Annotated in this window: 14 protein-coding genes and 1 pseudogene; 9 read left to right on the forward strand and 6 right to left on the reverse strand. The window is 71.5% G+C overall.

The features are described 5' to 3' along the window. The first annotated feature begins 183 nt into the window (after window positions 1–183). Both DA06_RS01170 and DA06_RS01175 read left to right on the forward strand, forming a co-directional pair. Window positions 184–1,638 carry a hypothetical protein gene (locus DA06_RS01170; RefSeq protein ID WP_052436209.1) on the forward strand — a complete coding sequence of 485 codons (1,455 nt, stop codon included), beginning with the start codon at window positions 184–186 and terminating at the stop codon, window positions 1,636–1,638. Window positions 1,639–1,684: 46 nt separating this feature from the next. After that, window positions 1,685–2,650, forward strand: coding sequence for a glycosyltransferase family 4 protein (locus DA06_RS01175; RefSeq protein ID WP_043496727.1), 966 nt, complete (start codon window positions 1,685–1,687; stop codon window positions 2,648–2,650). 90 nt (window positions 2,651–2,740) lie between these two features. Here DA06_RS01175 and DA06_RS01180 read toward each other — a convergent pair whose 3' ends face one another. Next, entirely contained in the window at window positions 2,741–5,422 is a 2,682-nt protein-coding gene (locus DA06_RS01180) for a DUF6270 domain-containing protein (protein ID WP_418606724.1), read from the reverse strand. 221 nt (window positions 5,423–5,643) lie between these two features. Here DA06_RS01180 and wecB point away from each other — a divergent pair, with 221 nt between their 5' ends. The 3 genes from wecB (at window position 5,644) to wecC (ending at window position 10,049) form a co-directional block, all read left to right on the forward strand. Then, window positions 5,644–6,858 carry a non-hydrolyzing UDP-N-acetylglucosamine 2-epimerase gene (gene wecB, locus DA06_RS01185; RefSeq protein WP_052436211.1) on the forward strand — a complete coding sequence of 405 codons (1,215 nt, stop codon included), beginning with the start codon at window positions 5,644–5,646 and terminating at the stop codon, window positions 6,856–6,858. A 175-nt stretch (window positions 6,859–7,033) separates the two neighbouring features. After that, a complete protein-coding gene (locus DA06_RS01190; RefSeq protein ID WP_418606725.1) occupies window positions 7,034–8,782 on the forward strand; it encodes a glycosyltransferase family protein in 1,749 nt (582 codons plus the stop codon). Continuing rightward, window positions 8,772–10,049, forward strand: a complete 1,278-nt coding sequence (gene wecC / locus DA06_RS01195) for a UDP-N-acetyl-D-mannosamine dehydrogenase (protein WP_043496731.1) — start codon at window positions 8,772–8,774, stop codon at window positions 10,047–10,049. The genes DA06_RS01190 and wecC overlap by 11 nt, the downstream gene beginning before the upstream one ends. Window positions 10,050–10,052: 3 nt before the next feature. Here the strand turns inward: wecC and DA06_RS01200 are convergent, their stop codons facing one another. From DA06_RS01200 to DA06_RS01220, 5 genes are all read right to left on the reverse strand, one after another. Beyond that, window positions 10,053–10,874, reverse strand: a complete 822-nt coding sequence (locus DA06_RS01200; protein ID WP_418606726.1) for an ABC transporter ATP-binding protein — start codon at window positions 10,872–10,874, stop codon at window positions 10,053–10,055. A 20-nt stretch (window positions 10,875–10,894) separates the two neighbouring features. Then, window positions 10,895–11,770 (reverse strand): ABC transporter permease, encoded by an 876-nt coding sequence (locus DA06_RS01205; protein WP_043496733.1) that lies wholly within the window; start codon window positions 11,768–11,770, stop codon window positions 10,895–10,897. Further along, window positions 11,763–13,538 carry a glycosyltransferase family 4 protein gene (locus DA06_RS01210; protein ID WP_043496734.1) on the reverse strand — a complete coding sequence of 592 codons (1,776 nt, stop codon included), beginning with the start codon at window positions 13,536–13,538 and terminating at the stop codon, window positions 11,763–11,765. Before DA06_RS01210 ends, DA06_RS01205 begins: the two co-directional genes overlap by 8 nt. Beyond that, entirely contained in the window at window positions 13,531–14,772 is a 1,242-nt protein-coding gene (locus tag DA06_RS01215) for a glycosyltransferase family 4 protein (protein WP_043496735.1), read from the reverse strand. The genes DA06_RS01210 and DA06_RS01215 overlap by 8 nt, the downstream gene beginning before the upstream one ends. Before the next feature lie 443 nt (window positions 14,773–15,215). Next, window positions 15,216–15,890, reverse strand: a complete 675-nt coding sequence (locus tag DA06_RS01220) for a GntR family transcriptional regulator (protein WP_418606727.1) — start codon at window positions 15,888–15,890, stop codon at window positions 15,216–15,218. Between the two features lie 123 nt (window positions 15,891–16,013). On the opposite strand from DA06_RS01220, the gene DA06_RS01225 reads away from it, so the two are divergent. The 4 genes and pseudogenes from DA06_RS01225 to DA06_RS01240 all read left to right on the forward strand — a co-directional run bounded on the left by DA06_RS01225 (window position 16,014) and on the right by DA06_RS01240 (window position 19,862). Continuing rightward, window positions 16,014–16,841, forward strand: coding sequence for a sugar phosphate isomerase/epimerase family protein (locus DA06_RS01225; protein ID WP_043496736.1), 828 nt, complete (start codon window positions 16,014–16,016; stop codon window positions 16,839–16,841). A 33-nt stretch (window positions 16,842–16,874) separates the two neighbouring features. Continuing rightward, window positions 16,875–17,648, forward strand: a complete 774-nt coding sequence (locus DA06_RS01230) for an SDR family NAD(P)-dependent oxidoreductase (protein ID WP_043496737.1) — start codon at window positions 16,875–16,877, stop codon at window positions 17,646–17,648. A gap of 29 nt (window positions 17,649–17,677) precedes the next feature. Next, window positions 17,678–19,391: pseudogene (locus DA06_RS01235) on the forward strand (dihydroxyacetone kinase family protein). Between the two features lie 6 nt (window positions 19,392–19,397). Next, a complete protein-coding gene (locus tag DA06_RS01240; protein ID WP_043496738.1) occupies window positions 19,398–19,862 on the forward strand; it encodes a ribose-5-phosphate isomerase in 465 nt (154 codons plus the stop codon). The last annotated feature ends 15 nt before the right edge of the window (window positions 19,863–19,877 follow it).

Here is a 19,877-nt window from a genome sequence, read left to right on the forward strand (position 1 = left end):
GGGCGAGACGCCGGACCGGCCGCTTCCGGGAGCGTCCCGGTGCACGACTCGGACACGGTGCGGACGCGCCCGCCCCGGTGACGAACGATCCGGCCCAGGTGAGCGCCGCGCCCCCCCGCCGCACAGCTCGACCACGGGAGTCACGCCGACGCCACGGAGGTCGACCCGCTGGACGGTACCCCGGTGGCTCGGTGGAGCCGCACGCTCGCCGTCACCCACGCCGCGAGGATCCACGCGACCTTTCGGGCCGAGGGCCGCGCCGGTTCGGAGCGCGCCGCGCTCGTGACGTTCACCTTCCGCGACGCCGCCGGCGGCGTCGTCCTGCCAGCGGGCGATCTGCCGATGCATCCGGTCCTCGGCGCCTATCACTACCTGGAGCAGGGGGTTGGTGCGCCTGCGGTCACGGACGTCCAGCTCGACGTCCCGCCGGAGGCCTGCGCGCTGACCGTCGAGGGTGTCCAGTGGAAGAAGGCCGAGCCCGTCCACCTCGCGGGTGAACCCGATCTGGCGGTCGGACCCGCGGCGGCTCCGGCCGCCAGCGCGGTCGCCGAGTACGTTCGCAGCATCCCGGCGGACGCGTCCGTCGTCGTCCTCGACACCACGGCACCCGCACTCGGCCACAAGACCCTGTCGCTGCGGCCTAACCGCCTGGCCCTCGAGTACGCGGCGGCCGGGTGGTGGGTGATTTTCTTCCCGTTCGGCTCCCTGCAGGACAACGACAGCCATGTCTCCGAGCGTGTGCGGCAGTTCCCGCGGTCTGAGTTCACGGCATTCCTCGACGCAGCGGTGGAGCGCCGCGGCCACCACAACGTCTACGTGTGTTCCTCCTTTCCCGGCCTCCACGCCGTCGCCGCCGTGGACACACTCCGCGCGGCCGGCTGGACCGCTGTGTACGAGGTGCGGGACGACATGGAGGAGTTCAACCGAGTCGGGTACTCGTCGTGGTACCGGCCTGAACTTGAGGCGCGCGTCGCGGGACGAGCAGACCATGTGGTGACCGTCAGCCCGCGGCTCGCCCGCAAGATGGATGTCCTCACGCGCTCCCAGGACCGGCGTGCCGTGGTCGTCCCCAACGCAGTCGCGAGCGAGCTCGTGGTGCGCGCAGCCGCCCTGCGCACGCCGGAGGCCATGGCGAGGCGCGAAAGTACCCGCAAGGTCGGCTACGTCGGCCACCTGACGGCGTCGTGGTTCGACTGGCCACTTCTGACCCGATGGGCCGAGCGCAACCCCGGCGTCGAGGTCGAGATCGTCGGGCACGGCATCCCGGAGGACCTGGCTCTGCCGGACAACGTGGCCTACCTCGGACCCCGCAGCCACGCGGAGCTGCTGGACGTCGTGGGGGAGTGGAAGGTTGGACTGATCCCGTTCCTGCCCTCGCCGCTGACCTCCGCCGTCGACCCCAACAAGCTGTACGAGTACCTGGCGCTCGGGCTGCGTACGGTCACCGCCGAGATGGGAGCCGTGCGCTCGGCGCCCGCCACGTGGGTCTACCGCGGCGCAGAGGAGTTCGACGGCTGCGTGGCAGCGGCGCTCGCGGACACCGCCGACAAGAGCGCCACCGTCGAGGCGTATCTCGCGACCGCCACGTGGCAGGCGCGCGCCGCCACCATGATCCAGACCTGGGGGAGCCGTGGCTGAGCCGGTCCGACGCCTGAGCGTGTACACGAACTGCAGCGCCGGCGGTATGAGCACGGTACTCAAGGCTCGCGCCGCTCACGAGCCCGGCGTCCGGCACGACCTCGTCTTCACGCAGGATCGCGGCGGGCGCGCCACTTTCGCCGGCCTGCCCAACGTGGACCTCCGCGTCGTTCACAAGGGCCGTATAGCCGCCTTCGTCCAGTACGCCCTGACCAACGTGCCCTATGCCGACGTCTCTGTCACCTCTCTGCCCGACCTGGCCAGCACGGTCGCGGGACGCACCGATGTGCCCGTCTTCTACGAGTTCCACACCTCCACGCGCGAGATCATCAGCACCGAGCTCGCTGCGCTCGACATTGATCGCCTGGCCGGCGTGCGCGTGCCGAGTGAGTATCTCGCCGACATGGTGCGCGGCCAGCTCCCGCACCGTCACCGCGGTGCGGTGATGGTGGTGCCCAACCTCGTCGACACAGCCACGTTCCGCCCGGACGGTGCCGCGATGCCGGTGTGTGGCCCGGGGCAGCGACCGCTCGTGTGGGTGGGCCGGTTCGACAAGGGGAAGAACTTCCGCGACTTCCTGCGGCTGATGTCGCTGCTGCCGACAGAGTTCGTGGGGGTCGTCGTGGTCAGCCTCGAGCATGACCCGGACCGCATGGCGCAGTTCCTCTCCGAGGTCGCGTACTTCCGCCTCGAGGACCGCGTGTCTCTGCACATGAACCTTGACCAGGCGCGCATGGCCGCTGTCTACAGGGCGGCTGCGCGGGCCGGCGGCACCTTCTGCAGCACGTCGCTGGCCGAGTCCTTCGGCTACGGCGTGCTCGAGGCGATGCACTGCGGCCTGCCGGCAGTCGCCTACGCGGTGGGGGCGCTGAGCGAGCACAGGACGGCCGGCGGCGAGCTCAAGCTCGTCGACGTCGGCGACCTTGACGCGCTGGCGGACGCGATCCGGTCCGTCACCGATGGCGCTGGGCACCTGCCCTACGCGCTGGCGACCGCCTCGTCGAGCAGCTGACGGAATCGCTCCTGGCCGGGCGAGCAATGCCCGGACCCATGGTCCTCCAGCAGGAACCGGCCCCGCCCGCACGGCGTCGCTCCGCCGCTGTCATCGACGCCCAGCGCCCGGGCGAACGGCCGGAAATGCCGCTCGACGTGCGTGACGTCGCCAGAGTTCTGGACGTACCAGAACGAGCTGCGCAGCGGGCGAAGCACGTACGAGTACCGGAGGTCGAGGCGCTCGGGGGAACGACGCCTCGACCTCTTCGTAGGAGGCCGCGGCGGGGAACGCCGTCTCGATGAACCGTTCGTACGCCCATTCCTCGTAGACCCCGATCCGCGTCTGCGGCGAGATCGCGAGCGCTACCGAGCCCGGGAGCATGTGGCTGAGCGCCAGGGCGGCGAACCCGCCGCCCGAGATGCCGACGAGCACCAGCCGGCGAACGCCGGTCTGCTCGGCGAGGCTGGCGATGTACTTGGCATAACGCGCCGTGAGGTTGTCGGACTCGGTGCCGACGTACCAAGCGAGGTTGAGATCGCTGCGAAGTCCAAGGGTGGTGTCGGCGAGGAACAGCAGGTTCTCTGCCCGGCCGGCCGCGAGGGTGGTGAGCCTTTCGAAGCGGGGCAGCTCGTAGAGCGAACGCTCGAGCGCACCGTGCAGGGAGACGACGAGAGCGTCCGAGTTCCGCCGAACGAGCAGCCCGTCGAGCGGGAGGTGGCCGGATCCCCCGGAAGCGACGACGTGCCGCTGCCGGTCCTCGTCGCTCACCCGGACGGAATCGACGGCGTCCCAGCGGTGGACGGCTGCGCCGTGCCTTAGGTCCCGCTCCGGAGGCGTGACAACCGTGTGGTCCATCAGGCGGCTCTCGCCCAGCCGTCGAGATCGGCGACAACGGCCTCGTAGAAGGCCCCGTGGTCGAACTGATCTGGGGGCGACAGCAGGGTCGAAGCCGGCCAGCCGCTGCAGCGTCTCCCGCGTGTCGAGGAAGGTGAGGTCCTGGGCGGAGCTGAACGTGCTCGCCAGTCGAGTGCTCGGCGGGCACAGCTCGAGCCGGCCGACGTACGGCTTGAGGGTCTTGACGAAGGCGGCGGACGAGAAGTCGCTCAGCCTCTGGAGCAGCAGTACGTCGGTGCGGGAGCGCCCGAGCAGGTTGAACAGGTGGAAGGCCGAACCTTGCGCGCCGACCACATGGCTTGCATCGCGAACCATGGCGAGCTGATCCGCGACGGGAAATTCTTCGGGTGCCACGGTCTCGTATCCGAAACCGCCCAGGTAGCCCGCGAGATAGTCCTCACCCGCCACCCGACCCTTGCCCCGCGTCACCGGCCGGCGGAGAAAGAACTTGCGATCGCTGCGGCGGATCCCGCGCCGGTCCGTGTCGTGCCGGTAGAAGAGGTCCTGGTGCGCAGGAGCGTGGTAGTCCGAGAAGAGCAGCGCGCCCTGCTGAGGCACGAGAAGGTCCTCGACCACCACCGGGTCCGAGACCACGACCGGTTCGGGTACGCCGAACTCGGCGAGCAGGTCACGCTGCCAGCCCTTGAGGTCTTCCCAGCCGAAGGAGTCAACCTGGCTGAGCAGGCGGTGCGGCACGAGGAGGGGCGTCCGCCCGTCGAGGCCGAAGGCGAGCAGATGCCACAGCCGGCTCGTGGACTCGACAGCGAAGTGGCCGAAGTGCCGGTCCGCGGTACCGAGGTAGTAGTACCGGCCGGGAAGATAGGTGGCGCGGGACGAGTCCGGTTCGTGGTCAGCCTTCGCCTCCGGCTGGCTGCCCGGAATCGGTGCCTGGCGCTCGGGGGAGTGACGCAGGTCTGGCAGAAAGGACGGCGCCCCCGGGAACTCCGCGACACCGAGGCGCGGGATGCCCGGCACGTGGGGGTGCACCAGGGCGTCGGCGAGCACGGCGAAGTGCAGTTCGCGGTGCTCACCCGTCCTGGTCACCGACGACATCCCAGCTCCTTCGCCCCTGGCCCGCTGCGCCGGTCGGGCGTCGGCGGTGTCGGTGTGCCGACCAGATGGATGGTAGGGCGCCGGGCCCACCGGCGGGTCCTGTTGGACATCAGACCGCTCCGAAATCACCGTGCCGATGGCACGGACGATCTCCGTGTACACGGTCGGCGCGTAGTGGAAGGCGGCCGGGCCCCATCGGTGCGCGTCGCCGGCGACCGCGTGCTCGACGGTGTGAGTGCGGATTCCGGCGTCGCGCAGCACCTCGACGTACGCGCGGTAGCGGCGGTTCCACGCCTCGGCCGGCTGACCGCGCCAGAGCGGAGCACGGACGCCGGACTCGGTCACGGCGGCGAACGTCGCGTCGACCAGGAGCGTGCGGGCGAGCAGCCCGGTGTCGCGAAGCAGGTCGACGAAGCGGGACGCCGCCTCCGTGAAGAGCGCGAGGTGCTGCGCCTCGCCGAAGTCGATCCGTCGGGGCGGGGCGGACAGTGCCTCCAGCACACCGGAGTCGAGAAGTTCCTGGGACCGGGTCGCGTAGCCGCCTTCCGGGAGCACGACCACCCCGAGACGCTCGTCGACGAGGTCGAGAACGAGAAGGTCGATGTCGTCGGCTCGGTCCAGCAGCACCGATGGCGCCGTCGACGCCACGTCGTCGCGCACCATGCGCTCCTGGAACGGGGAGACGAGGGACGGCTGGGCGGGCAGCACAGCAGCGGGGGACATGGCGCTGATCAGCGACTGTCGGGCGACGTACTGCAGGAGTTCGTAGCCGCCGCCGAGATGCTGAAAAGCGTCGCGTGAGACGCAGCTGCCGTACAGCAGGGCGCGGACGCGCTGGGTCACGGGCATCCTCCCCGAGGTTCCCGGCCCGTCCTTCACCGCTGGAGTGTCGCACGCGGGGCGGCTCTATTTTGGCTTTTCAGCTGGCCGGAACTGCCGTTCCGAAAACCCTCATACCGGAATTGCCGCCCCGCTAATGTCCGAGACCAACCCCGTCCGCCGCGTCGATCCGGCGCACCCCCTGGCGGAGCAGTCGGGCTGGCTCGACCCGGTTGGAGCAGGCCATGCCGCACAAGGTGATGACCGTCTACGGCACGCGTCCCGAGGCCATCAAGGTGGCCCCGGTCGTCCGTGCGCTCGAAGAGTCCCCGGTGCTGACCACCGTCACCGTCTCCACCGGTCAGCACCGCGAGATGCTCGGCCAGGTCCAGCACGTCTTCGGCATCGTGCCCGACCACGATCTCGACGTCTTCGCGGCCGGACAGACGCTCAACGCCCTGATGTCGAAGATCTTCACCAGGCTCGACCCCGTGGTCGCTGCCGAGCGTCCTGACGCCGTACTCGTGCAGGGCGACACGTCCACGGCGGCGGCGGCCGCCATCGTCGCGTTCAACCGCCAGGTGCCCGTGGTCCACCTGGAGGCCGGGTTGCGAACGGGTGACATCGGCTCACCCTTTCCCGAGGAGGCCAACAGGCGCCTCGTCAGCCAGGTCGCCGGTCTGCACCTGGCGCCAACCAGTTCCGCGAAGGCCAACCTCCTGCTCGAGGGCATCGCGGCGGCCTCGATCGCCGTCACCGGGAACACCGTCATCGATGCGCTGGTTCACACCGCCTCCCAGAACGTGGCCATGACAGATCCGGCGCTGAACGAGGTGCTCGGCACCGGCCGCCCCCTTCTCCTCGTCACGATGCACCGCCGTGAGTCGTGGGACTCGGGCCTGGCCGCCGTCGCCAGAGCCGTGCGCCGCCTGGCGAAGCAGTTCGGCGACTGGTCCGTCGTCCTGCCGCTGCACCGCAATCCCGTGGTCCGCGGAGCTGTCCTGCCGCAACTGGCCGACCTGCCCAACGTCCTGGTCACCGAGCCGCTGCCGTACGGGGAGTTCACCCGCCTGCTCGCCGCGTGCCGGATAGTCCTGACCGACTCGGGCGGCATCCAGGAGGAGGCCCCCGGACTTGGCAAGCCCGTGCTCGTGCTGCGGGACACCACCGAACGCCCAGAGGCCGTCCAGGCCGGGACCGTCAGGCTGGTGGGGACCGACGAGGAGCGGATCGTCGAGGAGACCAGCCGTCTCGTCACCGACGGCTCGGCGTACGCCCGCATGGTCGGCGCCGAGAATCCCTACGGCGACGGGCGGGCCGCGAGACGCGTCCGCGCCGCCCTCGAGGCGCACCTCGGCGTCGGGGCCCGTCTGCCCGACTTCGCCGCTCCCGTTCCGGCTCCAGCGCCCGCTGCGCCCGCGTCCAGTGCGATCGCCCCGGCCGACGTGCTGGCAGGCTGAAATGCCCCGTGGAACGACCTTGCGTCGGGCGCTGTGGCATCTCCGACGTGGCGGCCCGACGCAGCTGCGCACCCACCTGGACCGCGTTCGTGCTGCCCAGTTCTCCGACGTCCTGCGGGGGAGGCACGTCACGACAGCGCCCTGCACGTCGAGCGACAGCGACAGCGAGCTTCCGATGTTCGCTCCGTGGACCGTGCCGGAGCGCACGCCCCGGCGGCCGGTGCGCGCAGCCGTCGTCCTCGACGACTTCTCCCGTCTTGCCTTCCGCTTCGAGTGGCAGCAGATCGAAGTCACGCCGGACGGCTGGCGCGAGCAGCTCGCCGACGGCGTCGACCTCCTCTTCGTGGAGTCCGCCTGGCACGGCACCGACGGCGCCTGGCAGTACCACCTCACCGGGCCTACCGCGCCGAGGGAGCCCCTTCGAGAGCTGGTCGCGTGGTGCCGCGCGCAGGGCGTCCCCACGGTGTTCTGGAACAAGGAAGACCCGGTGCACTACGCCGACTTCCTGCCCGCAGCCCGGCTCTTCGACCACGTCCTGACCACGGACGTCACCCGTCTGCCCGACTACGTGCGCGACCTCGGGCACGAGCGCGTCGGTGTCCTGCCCTTCGCCGCCCAGCCCGCGATCCACAACCCGGTCCGCCCGGGGCGCGGGCACCAGGAGCGTGACGTCGCCTTCGCGGGCACCTATTTCGCCGACAAGTTCCCCGAGCGGCGCGCTCACCTGGACCTGCTCCTCGGTGCTGCTGCCGCGGCCGGCGACCGGATGGAGCACGGGCTCGAGATCTTCTCCCGCTTCCTCGGCGGCGAGGACCGATACCAGTTCCCTCGCCCGCTGAGCCGGCGGGTGGTCGGCTCGCTCGACTACTCCCGGATGCTCAGCGCCTACCGCGCCTACAAGGTCTTCCTGAACGTCAACACCGTGACCGAATCGCCGAGCATGTGCGCCCGCCGCATCCTCGAGGTCACCGCCTCCGGCACCCCGGTGGTCACGACGCCCGCCCGGGCGGTGGTCACCTTCCTTCCCGAGGATGCGGTCGCCGTCGTCAGCGAGCAGGCCGAGGCGGCCAACACGGTGCGGGCGCTCGTGCGCAGCCCCGAGCTGCGCGATCGCATGACCCACCTCGGCCAGCGCCGGATCTGGTCCCGGCACACCTATGCCCACCGCGCTGACCACGTCCTCGACATCGTCGGTATCGAGGGACATCGCCTGAGGCGCCCGAGCGTCTCCATCCTCGCCGCCACCGCACGGCCGAGCCGGCTCGGAGACCTGCTCGCCACGGCCGCCGCCCAGGTCGACGTCACGCCTGAGCTGGTGCTCCTCACGCACGGGTACGACGTCCGCGCCGCCGAGGTCCGGGCACGTGCCGCCGACCTCGGGCTCACGGACGTCGAGATTCTCACCGCGGGCCGCGACGTTCTCCTGGGCGAGTGCCTGAACCGGCTGGTCCGGGCGGCCTCCGGTGACGTCGTCGCCAAGATGGACGACGACGACCGCTACGGCCGCCACTACCTCTCCGACCAGCTGCACGCCCTCGACTTCTCGGGCGCCGACGTCGTCGGCAAGCAGGCCCATTACCTCCACCTGGCTTCCCGCGACGTGACGATCGTGCGGTACCCCGAGCGCGAGCACCGCTTCACCGATCTGGTGACGGGGCCGACCATCGTGACCCGGCGCGAGGTGGCGGCCGCGCACCCGTTTCCCGTCGTCGGGCGCGGGGAGGACACCGGGTTCCTCCGGGGGGCCGTCCGCGCCGGTGCCCGCGTGTACTCGGCCGACCGGTTCAGCTTCGTCCAGGTCCGCTCTGCCGCCGGCCACACGTGGGACGTGAGCGACGCCGAGCTCCTGGCCGGCGCGCACGTCCACCACTACGGCCTGAGCCTGACGCACGTGATGATCGAGGAGAAGACCCATGCGTACTGAGGACCGGACCGTCGCGGTCGTCGGGCTCGGCTACATCGGTCTGCCCACCGCTGCGATGCTCGCGCGGCAGGGCATGCGTGTGATCGGCGTGGACATCAACGCCAGGCATGTCGAGGCAGTCAGCCGTGGTGAGGTGCCTTTCGTCGAGCCGGACCTCGCCACCCACGTGGCCGGTGCCGTGAGCAAGGGGCTGCTCACCGCCCAGCGCCAGACGCCGCAGGCGGACGTCTACATCGTCGCCGTACCGACTCCGTTCGACGACGACCACCATGCCGACCTGTCCTGGATCGACGCGGCCACGGACGCTATCGCCGGCGTCCTGCGCGGAGGCGAGCTCGTCATCCTCGAGTCCACGTCACCGCCGGGGACGACGCAGCGGATCGCCGACCGGATCCTGGGGGCGCGCCCGGACCTGTCGCTGCACGGCGAGGGGGGACGCCCCGTCGTGGGATTCGCGCACTGCCCCGAGCGTGTGCTGCCGGGCCGGATCATGGTCGAGCTCGTCACCAATGACCGCATCATCGGTGGTATCACCCCCGACGCCGCGGCGCGTGCCCGGGACCTGTATGCCACGTTCTGCGACGCTGAGCTGCTGCTCACGGACGCCCGCACGGCCGAGCTGGCCAAGCTCGCGGAGAACTCCTTCCGCGACGTCAACATCGCTTTCGCGAACGAGCTCTCCCTCGTGGCTGAGCGCCTCGGCGTGGACGTCTGGGAGGTGATCGCGCTCGCCAACCGGCACCCGCGCGTCAACATCCTCCAGCCGGGCCCAGGCGTCGGCGGGCACTGCATCGCGGTCGATCCCTGGTTCATCGTCTCCGCGGCCCCGGAGCAGGCACGGCTCATCCGCACCGCACGCGAGGTCAACGACGCGAAGTCGGACCACGTGGTGACGCAGGTCGTGGCCCTCGCCGGGCAGCACGCCCGGCCGACCGTCGCGGTGCTGGGCCTGTCCTTCAAGGCCGACGTCGACGACCTGCGTGAGTCGCCCGCTCTGCGGATCGTCGAGCGGCTCGCCGACGAGTTGCGCCAGGCGCGGATCCTGGCCGTCGAGCCGCACATCGACGTCCTGCCGGCGTCCCTGCTCGGAAGGCCGAACGTCGTCATGTCCGACGTCGTGGCCGCCGTCGAGGCGGCCGACGTGGTGGTGGTACTCGTGGACCATTCTGCGTTCCGGACGCTTCCGCGGCCCGACCTGATGGGGAAAAACGTCGTCGACACCCGCGGTCTGTGGGGCGAAGAGTCCGTGGTGACACTCCCGGCGTAGTCCTCAGGTCACCGGAACGAGCGGCGGGGCGTACGTCGCCCTGGTGGCGGCCAGGATGGCGTCGGCCTCCTCCTGCCGGCCGTGCGCCAGCCGCCAGGTCCAGACCCGGTAGCGCCGCGCCGTCTCGGCCGCCGGTCCGTCGGCGACCACCTTGCCCCCCTCGAGCCAGATGGCCCGGGTGCACGTCTCCTCGACGGTCTGCGCGGCGTGCGATACGAGGAAGACCGTGCCGGCCTGGGCTCGCAGCTCGTCCATGCGCCGCTCGCTGCGCTCGCGGAAGGAGGCGTCCCCGGTGGCGAGGGCCTCGTCGATGAGGAGGATGCGCGGTTCTGCCGCGGCGGCGACGGCGAACCGGAGGCGGGAGCCCATGCCGGACGAGTAGGTGCGCATGGGCAGGTAGATCGCCTTGCCGAGGCCCGCGAGTGCGACGACGTCCGGCAGGAGTCGGTCAACCTCGGCGGGGGACCTGCCCATCGCCAGCAGTCCCAGCCGGACGTTCTGCTCCCCCGACAGGTCGGGCACGAGGGCGGGGTTGACGCCGAGGAGCACGGGCGTGGACTCCGCCAGGACCGTGCCGCGAGAAGGTGGCTCAAGTCCGGCGAGGATGCGCAGCAGCGTGCTCTTGCCTGAGCCGTTGCGGCCGATGACCCCGATCGACTCGCCCGAGCGGGCGACGAACGAGACTCCGCCGAGTGCGCGGACACTGACGGTCGGTGGACGGCCGAGCAGCCGGTCGACGGTGCGGGCGGTGGCGGTGCGTCCCGGGTAGACGTCTTTCTCCAGCGATGCTGCACGGTAACGCACGTGCACGTCGGAGACCGCCACGGTGGGGGGTGCCTTGTGCGTCACTCACGGCCGTACCGTTCCTCGGCCCGCCAGAAGAACCACAGGCCGAACGCGCACGTGCCCACGGCCCAGGCCGCCAGCACGAGCCACGAGTCGGCCGTCGGTGCCGCGGCGTAGAGGAGGAGGTCGCGGGACATGTCGAGCACCAGGTAGGCGGGGTTGAGCTCGAGGACGGCGAGCAGGGTCGGGTCCTCGACGAACTGCTCGTAGCTGAACATGACCGCTGAGCCGTACATCCAGAATCGGGTGACGAATCCCAGCAGCACGCGCACGTCCGGCAGCTGGGCGGTCACGCGTGCCGCGGCGAGGGCGAGGCCGAGGTTGAACACCGTCTGCAGGGCCAGTACCGCGGGAAACAGGAGCCACAGCCACGTGACCGGCGCGTGCGGCGGCACCGCCAGGATGAGTACCGCCATGGTGACGAGCACCGGCGCCATGCCGAACGCCTCGCGGACCACCACAGCCACCGGGAGGGAGGCCCGAGGGAAGGTGAAGGCGCGAACGAGGTTGCGCCCGCCGGCCACCGCGGTCGCGCCCTGGTTGAGGCACCGGGAGGTGAACTCGAACAGGAACACCCCGACGAGCAGGTACCCGACGAAGTTGTCGATGCCCCGAGAAGTCTGCAGCAGCAGACCGAAGATGACGTAGAACGTCACGCCGTTGAGAAGCGGCTGCAGCACCAGCCAGCCATTGTTCAGGAGGGTGCCGCGGTGGCGTGTGAGGGCGCGGGCGCGCGCGTCGGCGACGATGAAGTGGCGTCGCTGCAGCAACCCGCGCACGTAGGAGACGAACGGTGGGCGGCGGCCGACGGGCCGCAGCCCTGAGAGATCGGCGGAGGGCAGCTCCGTCACGCGTCGGGTCTCGTGGTCACTCACCGCTCAACCTCTCGTAGAGGGTCCGGTAGGCGCTGCCGGTGACGTGCCAGGTGCGGTCGGACGCGTACGACCGCCCGGCTTCCGCCAGCTCCGTAAGCAGCTGCGGGTCGGACACGAGCCGGGCGAGGGTATCCGCCAACGCCTTCGCGTCCTCGGGCGGGACCAGGAGGCCCGCGCCGGGGCCCGTGATGATCTCGGCGAGGGCGGGCAGGTCGCTGGCCACGACAGCGCGGCCGGCGGCCATGGCCTCGATCGGCTTCAAGGGAGTGACCGCCCGGCACACCGGGAGGTCGCGGCGTGGGACGGCGAAGACGTCGAGCGCCCGGTGCCAGAGCGCGGCCTTCTCGAGGCGGACACGGCCGGGCAGCACTGAGGCGTCCTCGATCCCGAGTCGCCGCGTCGCCGCGAGGAGCGAGGGGCGAGAGACGCCGTCACCGACTATCGCGGCGCGCACGTCGAGCCCGCGCCGGCGGAGGCGGGCGACGGCGTCGAGCAGGATGTCGAGGCCCTCGTAGTCGACGAGCGAGCTGACTGATCCGACCCAGAACCCCTCGACGGGCAGCCCCAGGCGGGCGCGTGCCTCGGGCGGGCTGAGCGGGGCGGCGAGGTGCCGGGAGTCGATCGCGTGCGGGACCACCGTGACCCGTGCTGGATCGGCGCCGCGGGCGAGCAGGTCGGCGCGCATCGTCTCGCTGAGCGTGACGACGTGGTCCGCGGCCAGGACCATCTCGGTCTCCTTCGCTCGCAGCAGGCCGTATCGCTCGCTCCTTTCCGCCGCGTCGCGCTCCGCCGGCGGGCGGGAAGCGAGCCAGGTCTTCTCCAGCTGGCCGCGCACCTCGTACACCCACGGCAGCCCGGTGGCGCGGGCGACGGCCTCGGCGACGAGTGCGTTGGTGTAGTTGGTCGTCGTGTGCACGACGGTGGGCTGGAAGGTCTCGGCCAGGCGCACGACGTGGCGGACCATCTGGGCGAGCCGCTCGGCCGGGGCAGCGGCCAGCGACGCCGGGGTGACGCGCCGGTAGGTGACACCGTCGACCCGGTCGGCGCCACGCGCCAACGGGAGTCCCACGGTGACCGGGTATCCGATCCGGGTGACGGCTTCGACAGCGATACCGGCCTGCCGCTGCGAGCGCAGGACAGAGTGGGAGAGGACGGAGTACCCGCTGCGCGTGTGCGGCAGCGAGTTGGTCAGGAGGTGCAACGCCCGTGGCTCGTCGGACCTGCTGGGTGGACGGGAGGGCCGCTCCGGTGCGGAGAGGCGGAAGCCCGGCAACATCGTTGCCCGTTCGGACTCGAGCCGCTCCCGGTAGCGCACACCGGCAGGCGCGCGTCCCGCGAGGACCGCTGCCCCGGTGACGTCGCCCCGCTGCCAGGCCGCGCGCGCGCGGGTCAGCGCGGGAACGTCCTCCCCGCCACGTGCGCCGGCGATCCGTCGCTCGTCGCCGATGCACTCGACGGACTCGGTCAGCCCCAGTTGGACGGCCAGCTCCCACGCGAGCCGTCGCCCCAGCCTCGTCCGCGGCCGCGGTGTCGCGCTCAGCCGCGCGACCGCGGCGTCCGGCCGGTCGGCGACGAACGCCGCGAGGGCATCGCGGACCCCGGCCCCGCCGGTGCCGGCACCGATCACCCGGGCCGCGGGCTCCGCCAACCGACGGGGCAAGCGCCGGGCGGCCTGGACGGCGAGGAGCAGCGGGTCCTCGCCCGCGTTGCGGGCCGCCGCGCGACAGAGCAGCACCAGGTGTCGCCCGACCTCGAGCGCTCTACGCACGGACCACCTCCTGGAGGACTTCGAGGTAGTCCTTGGCCAGCTGGTCGTCGCTCGCGTGCACGGCGGCCCAGCGGCGTCCCTCCGGGCCGACGTCGAGCAGACTGCGGTCGGCGTGGAGGCGTGCCCAGAGCTGTGCCAGCGCGTCCGCGTCACCTGGCGGGACCACGTGCCCTGCGCCGGTCGAGCGGATGATGTCGGCCGACTCGCCGTCGACGACACCGGTGACGTGGCGCCCGGCGGCCAGCAGCTCATAGAGCTTCGACGGCACGCACCAGCGGAGAGGTTCCAGGTCTCGCAGGCTCACCAGCACGGTGTCCGCCCAGTCGTGATGGGCCGCCACCTCCGCGGCCGGCACGGACGGCAGCACCTCCACGGACGCGCCGGCATGGCGCGCCTGCGCGCGCAGCCCGTTTGCGCCGGCCCCCTCGCCGATGATCCGCAACCGGACCGGTGTCCCGGCGGCACGGGCACGGGCGGCTGCGGCGACGGCGGTGCCGAGACCCTGCAGACGGCCGACCGTGCCGAGGTAGAGCACGCGGAGCTCGCCAGGTCGGTCGACGACGCGGGCACGCGGTAGCGAGCACCCGTGCGCGCCGTTGCGGATCGTCCGGACGTGCTGGACGCCCCTGGCAGAGAGGACGTCGGCGAACGATTCGGTCGTGGTGACCACGGCAGCGGCATGGCGCTGCAGCCCGGTCAGCGCGAACGAGAGCATCCAGGCGCCGGCACGGGTGAGCGGGAGCCCTCCGAGCCCCGGTGTGGTCGTGTCCCACTCCTGACGGAACCGCAGCAGATCCGGCCAGGCGTCGCGCATCTCCAGAACGACCGGGACCTTCAGAGCTGCGCCGATCACCAGCCCTGACGGGACCGCGGGAATCGCGGGGGCGGTCGCGACCACGAGATCGGGCCGGTGGCGGCCCCTGAACCGCGTGAGAGCCACCCTTACGGCGTCGGTTGCGCTGACCAGCTGGTCGAAGGCGCGGGACGACAGACCCTGGCCGTGCTCCCGGAAGGCCACACGGTGGACCATCTCGCCGTGCCGCCCCCGCGAGACGGCGCCCGGGCGGACCCGTGGGTCTCGCGTGTGCAGCCGGCCGCCGGGGTAGTGGGGCGGCGGCGCGAGAACTGCCACCTCGTGCCCGGCCGCCACGAACCGCGCCACGAGAGCCTCCCAGCGTTGCTGAGGTGCACTCGCCTCGGGCGTGTAGTGGTGGGTGACCAGCAGAATCCTCACCGTGCGGCTCCCGCCCCTGCAGGTGCGGGCTCGCGACTGTCCGGCGCGGTCGGCGGACGCTGGCACAGAGCGGCAGGCAGTGGCACGGTCATGGTCCGTTCGCGACGGGATCGCACGCCGGCTACGGCGGGCGGACGGTTCTGTCAGGTTACTTTCGCGACTGCCGTAGGGGAGGGGATTCGACGCAGAAAGCCGTCGCAGGACGCGCGGGCCCGAGGGTTGAAGAGCTTGGCGGATGTTCAGGAACAGTGAGACCTCCCGTTGACGGCAACGAGATCGGCCCAGTGATGCCCATGGATGCGCAGTCCTGGCCAGCGTCCTCGACGACGGAGCCGCTGGACCGTCAACGCGGTGCGCCTCCACCACGTCGGCGCGGTTGCCGTCGGGTCAGGTCCCGACCGCGACGGGAGACCGGGCCTCTGATGGCGAGGAGGGGGAGGAAGTTACTCCGCGACCTGCAGGTCGAAATCGCCCAGCACCGCGAGGATGTGCGACCGCATGCGCGCCTCGAGGTCCGGCGAGTTCGCCGCGATGAGCTCGATGACCTCGGTGTGCCGGTCCGCCGACATGTTCGTTCTTGCCCGCTCCGCGCCGGCGTTCATGATCGACATTCGCAGAACGTTCTCGAGATGCGTCCACGTCTGGAGCAGCGGGACGTTGCCGGAGACCTCGCACAGCGTCCGGTGGAACGTCAGGTCCGCCTCGATGCTCGCCGGCAGCGACTCGCTCTCCGCCGAGCGGAGCTCTGCCAGGGCGTCGTTCAGCCGTGACAGGGCTTCCGTCCGCTCCGGCTCCGGCAGGCCGGCGACGGTCCGCGCCGCGAGAGACTCCAGGGCCGCGCGGACGATGAACGTGTCCCGGATGGTGCGACCGTCGAGCGACCGGACGTAGAGCCGGCCGCGGCCGTCCGTGACGGCGAGCCCCTCCTGCTGCAGCTGCCGCATCGCCTCGCGCAGCGTCCCGCGGCTGATGCCCAGGTCCTGGGCGAGTCGCGTCTCCGCGAGGTGGGTGCCGGGCGGCATGTTCCCCATGACGATCGCTTCCCGCACGGCGGCGAGCGCCTGGTCGCGCAGGTTGAGGGCGCGCAATGGCGGCAGCGCCACGGGTTCGGTGCTCACTCGTCAAATTGAACCGGGATCTTGCGGATCTGGCAAGTGTTGACAGTCGAACAGTAGAACGCTTAACGTTCCGGCCCGTTAGGACGTTGGTCACACGAACGACGGAGTTCTTAAGGAGAACGAATGGCCGTTCACCCCCGAGTGGTCTGCTCGAGCATCACGTTTCGCAGGCTCCCCCTCGCAGAGGCCCTGGGCACGATCCGGAGCCTCGGCTTCGGCGAGATCGACCTAGGTGCGCTGCCCGGCGTCTGCGACCACGTGCCGTACGAGCTGACGGACGACGCCGTGCGCGAGGTGGCTACGACCATCCGCGAGTCGGGGCTGGGCGTGCGCTCGATCAACGCGGACGTCGGCGACCTCAACGAGGACGTCGACGCCGCCGGTGCGGCGGCGCGCGACGCGCACCTCGACCAGCTGTTCGACCTGGCCGAGCAGGTGGAGGCCCCGGCGATCGTCCTCCCGTGCGGGTCGCAGGGGCACGAGACGATCTCCGACCTCGGGACGGACCTCGACCGCGTCGCGGGATTCCTCCGGCACGCGGCGTCCCTCGCAGCGGCCCGTGGTCTTGAGGTCTGGGTGGAGTCCCAGCACTCGGGCCGCCTCTGCTACGACATGGACCGCGCCGGTCAGCTCACCGAACGGCTCGAAGGAAGTGGGGTGCGCGTGGTTCTCGACCTGAGCCACGTCGTCGCCTCCGGCGACGAGCCGGTCGAGTGGATCCACCGCTTCGCCGACGAGATCGCCCACGTCCACATCCGGGATGCTCGTCCCGGCAACATCCACGTGACTCCCGGCAACGGCGACGTGGACTTCGCCGCGGCGCTCTCCCGGCTCGGGACGGCCGGCTACGACGGTGCGTTCTCCCTCGAGCTCGAGACCGACGACGTGTCCAACGAGGACCGTCCGGACGCCGCCCTGCGGGCCGGCGAGCTCATCTCCTCCCTGCTCTGACATCTGCTGCTCAACTCTCAGGAAAGGCAATTCATGGAACTGTCGCTCGCCACGCAGCGCACCGCTGTCGTCACCGGTGCCGGGTCGGCCCGCGGGATCGGGCGGGCAACCGCCCGCCGCTACGCGCGTGAGGGCTGGGCCGTCGTCGTGGCAGACCTCGACGGTGCGGCGGCGCAGGACGCGGCGCGGTCCATCCACGCCGAGTACCAGGTCCCCGTGCTGGCCCAGCAGGTCGACGTCGCCTCGGTCGAGTCCGTCGACGCCCTTCACGCGGCGGTCGGCGCCGCGGACCTGCCCCCGGTCGGGGCTGTTGCGGCGATCGCCGGGATCCCCTCGCCGGTGCCGATCCTCGAGGTCACGCCGGAGCTGTGGGACCGGGTCTTCGCGGTCAACTCGACCGGTACCTTCCTCGCCGTCAAGGCGTTCCTGCCGGACATGATCGCCGGCGGGTACGGCCGGGTCGTGACCATGTCCTCGGTCTCCGCGCAGCAGGGCGGCGGCGTCTTCTCCAAGACGCCCTACTCCGCGGCCAAGGCGGCGATCCTCGGCTTCACGAGGTCGCTCGCGCGGGAGATGGCGCCCTACGGGATCACGTGCAACGCGATCTCGCCCGGCGCCGCCGACACCGACATCCGTGCGGGTGCGACGGACGACGAGCGCGAGGCCGCCCTCTCCGCGTCGATCCCCCTGGGCCGCCAGGCCACGCCGGACGACATCGCCGCCCTGATCGTCTTCCTCTCCAGCGAGGACGCGGGCTACATCACCGGGACCACTCAGAACATCAACGGTGGCGCGTACATCGCCTAGATGGCGGTGACGCAGCCGGGAGGCATCTCATGACCTATCTGTACGACGAGCCGGCGCGATTCGCGGACGACGCGCTCGCCGGATTCTGCGACGCGCACGCCGACCTCGTCCGGCCGGTTCCCGGCGGCGTGGTCCGACGCCGCCGGAGCGCACGGCCCAAGGTGGCAGTCATCTTCGGGGGCGGATCAGGCCACTACCCGGCGTTCGCCGGAGTCGTCGGAACCGGCATGGGTGACGGCGCCGTGGTCGGCAACATCTTCACCTCGCCGTCGTCGCAGCGTGCGGTCACCGTCGCGCGGGCCGCGAGCTCCGGCGGGGGAGTGGTGTTCTCCTACGGCAACTACGCCGGCGACGTCATGAACTTCGGCATCGCCACGGAGCAGCTGCGTGCCGAGGGGCTCGAGGTCGAGAACGTCGTCGTCACGGACGACATCGCGTCCGCCCCTCCCGGCGAGGAGGACCGCCGGCGGGGGATCGCGGGCGACTTCACCGTGTACAAGGTGCTCGGTGCGTCCGCCGAACGCGGCGACTCCTTCGCCGAGGTCGTCCGGCTCGGCCGCAAGGCCAACGCCATGACGAGGACCATGGGCACCGCGTTCGCGGGCTGCACCTTCCCCGGCGCAGACGCGCCGCTGTTCACCGTCCCGGCGGGCAAGATGGGCCTCGGTCTGGGGATCCACGGCGAGCCGGGGATCGCCGACGTGCCGCTCCCGCGCGCGTCGGAGCTGGGGCGCCTCCTCGTGGACAAGGTGCTCGCCGAGCGGCCGGACGGCGCCGGGAGTCGCGTGGCGGTCATCCTCAACGGGCTGGGCAGCACCAAGAACGAAGAGCTCTTCGTCCTGTGGGGCTCCGTCGCCCCCGCGCTGCGGGAGGCCGGTCTGGAGATCGTCGCTCCCGAGGTGGGCGAGCTCGTCACGAGCCTGGACATGGCCGGGGTCTCGCTCACCGTCATGTACCTCGACGACGAGCTCGAGGAGCTCTGGCTCGCGCCCGCCGTCACCCCCGCCTACCGCCGTGGCAACGTCGTGGCCGAGGCAGGTGCCGGCGAGGACAGCGCCGATGACCTGGAGGACGCGTCCTCCGTCGTCACCGGCACACCGGAGTCGCGGGCCGCGGCCGCGCAGGCGCTCACCGTCCTCGCCGCCGTCCACACCGCGGTCGCCGGAGCGGAGGCCGAGCTGGGGGCGCATCGACGCCGTGGCGGGCGACGGCGACCGACGGGGCGCGGGCATGGTCAAGGGCGTCACGGCGGCCCTTGAGGCGGCGCGCGAGGCGGCGGACGACGGCGCAGGCCTGGGCTCCACCGTCGCGCTGGCCGGTGACGCGTGGGCCGACAACGCCGGCGGGACCTCCGGGGTCCTCTGGGGCGCGGCGCTGCGTGCCGCGGGCGAGGCCCTCGGCGACGAGTCCGCCCCCGACGGCGCGACCGTCCTGGCGGCGGTCCGTGCCTTCGCCGACAGGATCCAGACGCTCGGCGGTGCCGCCGTCGGCGACAAGACGATCGTGGACGCGCTCGTGCCGTTCGTGGAGACCCTCGCCGAGATGGACGGAGATCCCGGCCGGGCCTGGGCGGACGCCTCCGCGGAGGCCGCTCGTGCGGCCGCGGCCACGGCCGAGCTGCGCCCGCGCAAGGGGCGGGCGCGACCGCTCGCCGAGAAGAGTGTCGGTACGCCCGACCCGGGCGCGACGTCGTTCGCGCTGATTGTCGAGACCCTGGGCGACGCCGCCCGGAAGAAGGGATGAACTGATATGGGACTGCGCATCATCGTCGGGGCCGACGAGGCCGGCGTCGACTACAAGGAGACCGTCAAGGCCGATCTCGAGGCCGACCCCCGTGTCGACGAGGTCATCGACATCGGCGTGAACCGCGGATCGGACGACTTCGACCGCCCGTACCCGCTGGTCGGGACCGCGGCGGGCGAGAAGATCGCCGCCGGTGAGGCGGACCGTGCCGTGCTGTTCTGCGGGACCGGCCTCGGCGTCGCGATCGCCGCCAACAAGGTCAAGGGCATCCGCGCCGTCACCGCCCACGACTCCTTCTCGGTCGAGCGCTCCATCCTCTCCAACGACGCGCACGTGCTGACGATGGGGCAGCGCGTCGTCGGGCTCGAGCTCGCCAGGCGGCTGGTCGCCGAGTGGGTCGGCTACACCTTCGACACCGCCTCCGCGTCCGCCCAGAAGGTGGCCGTCCTCAACGACTACGAGGGCTGCTGACCGCCCGGTCGGCCA

This window comes from Georgenia sp. SUBG003 (assembly GCF_000715355.2).
In the GTDB taxonomy this organism is placed as follows: Bacteria; Actinomycetota; Actinomycetes; order Actinomycetales; family Actinomycetaceae; genus Georgenia.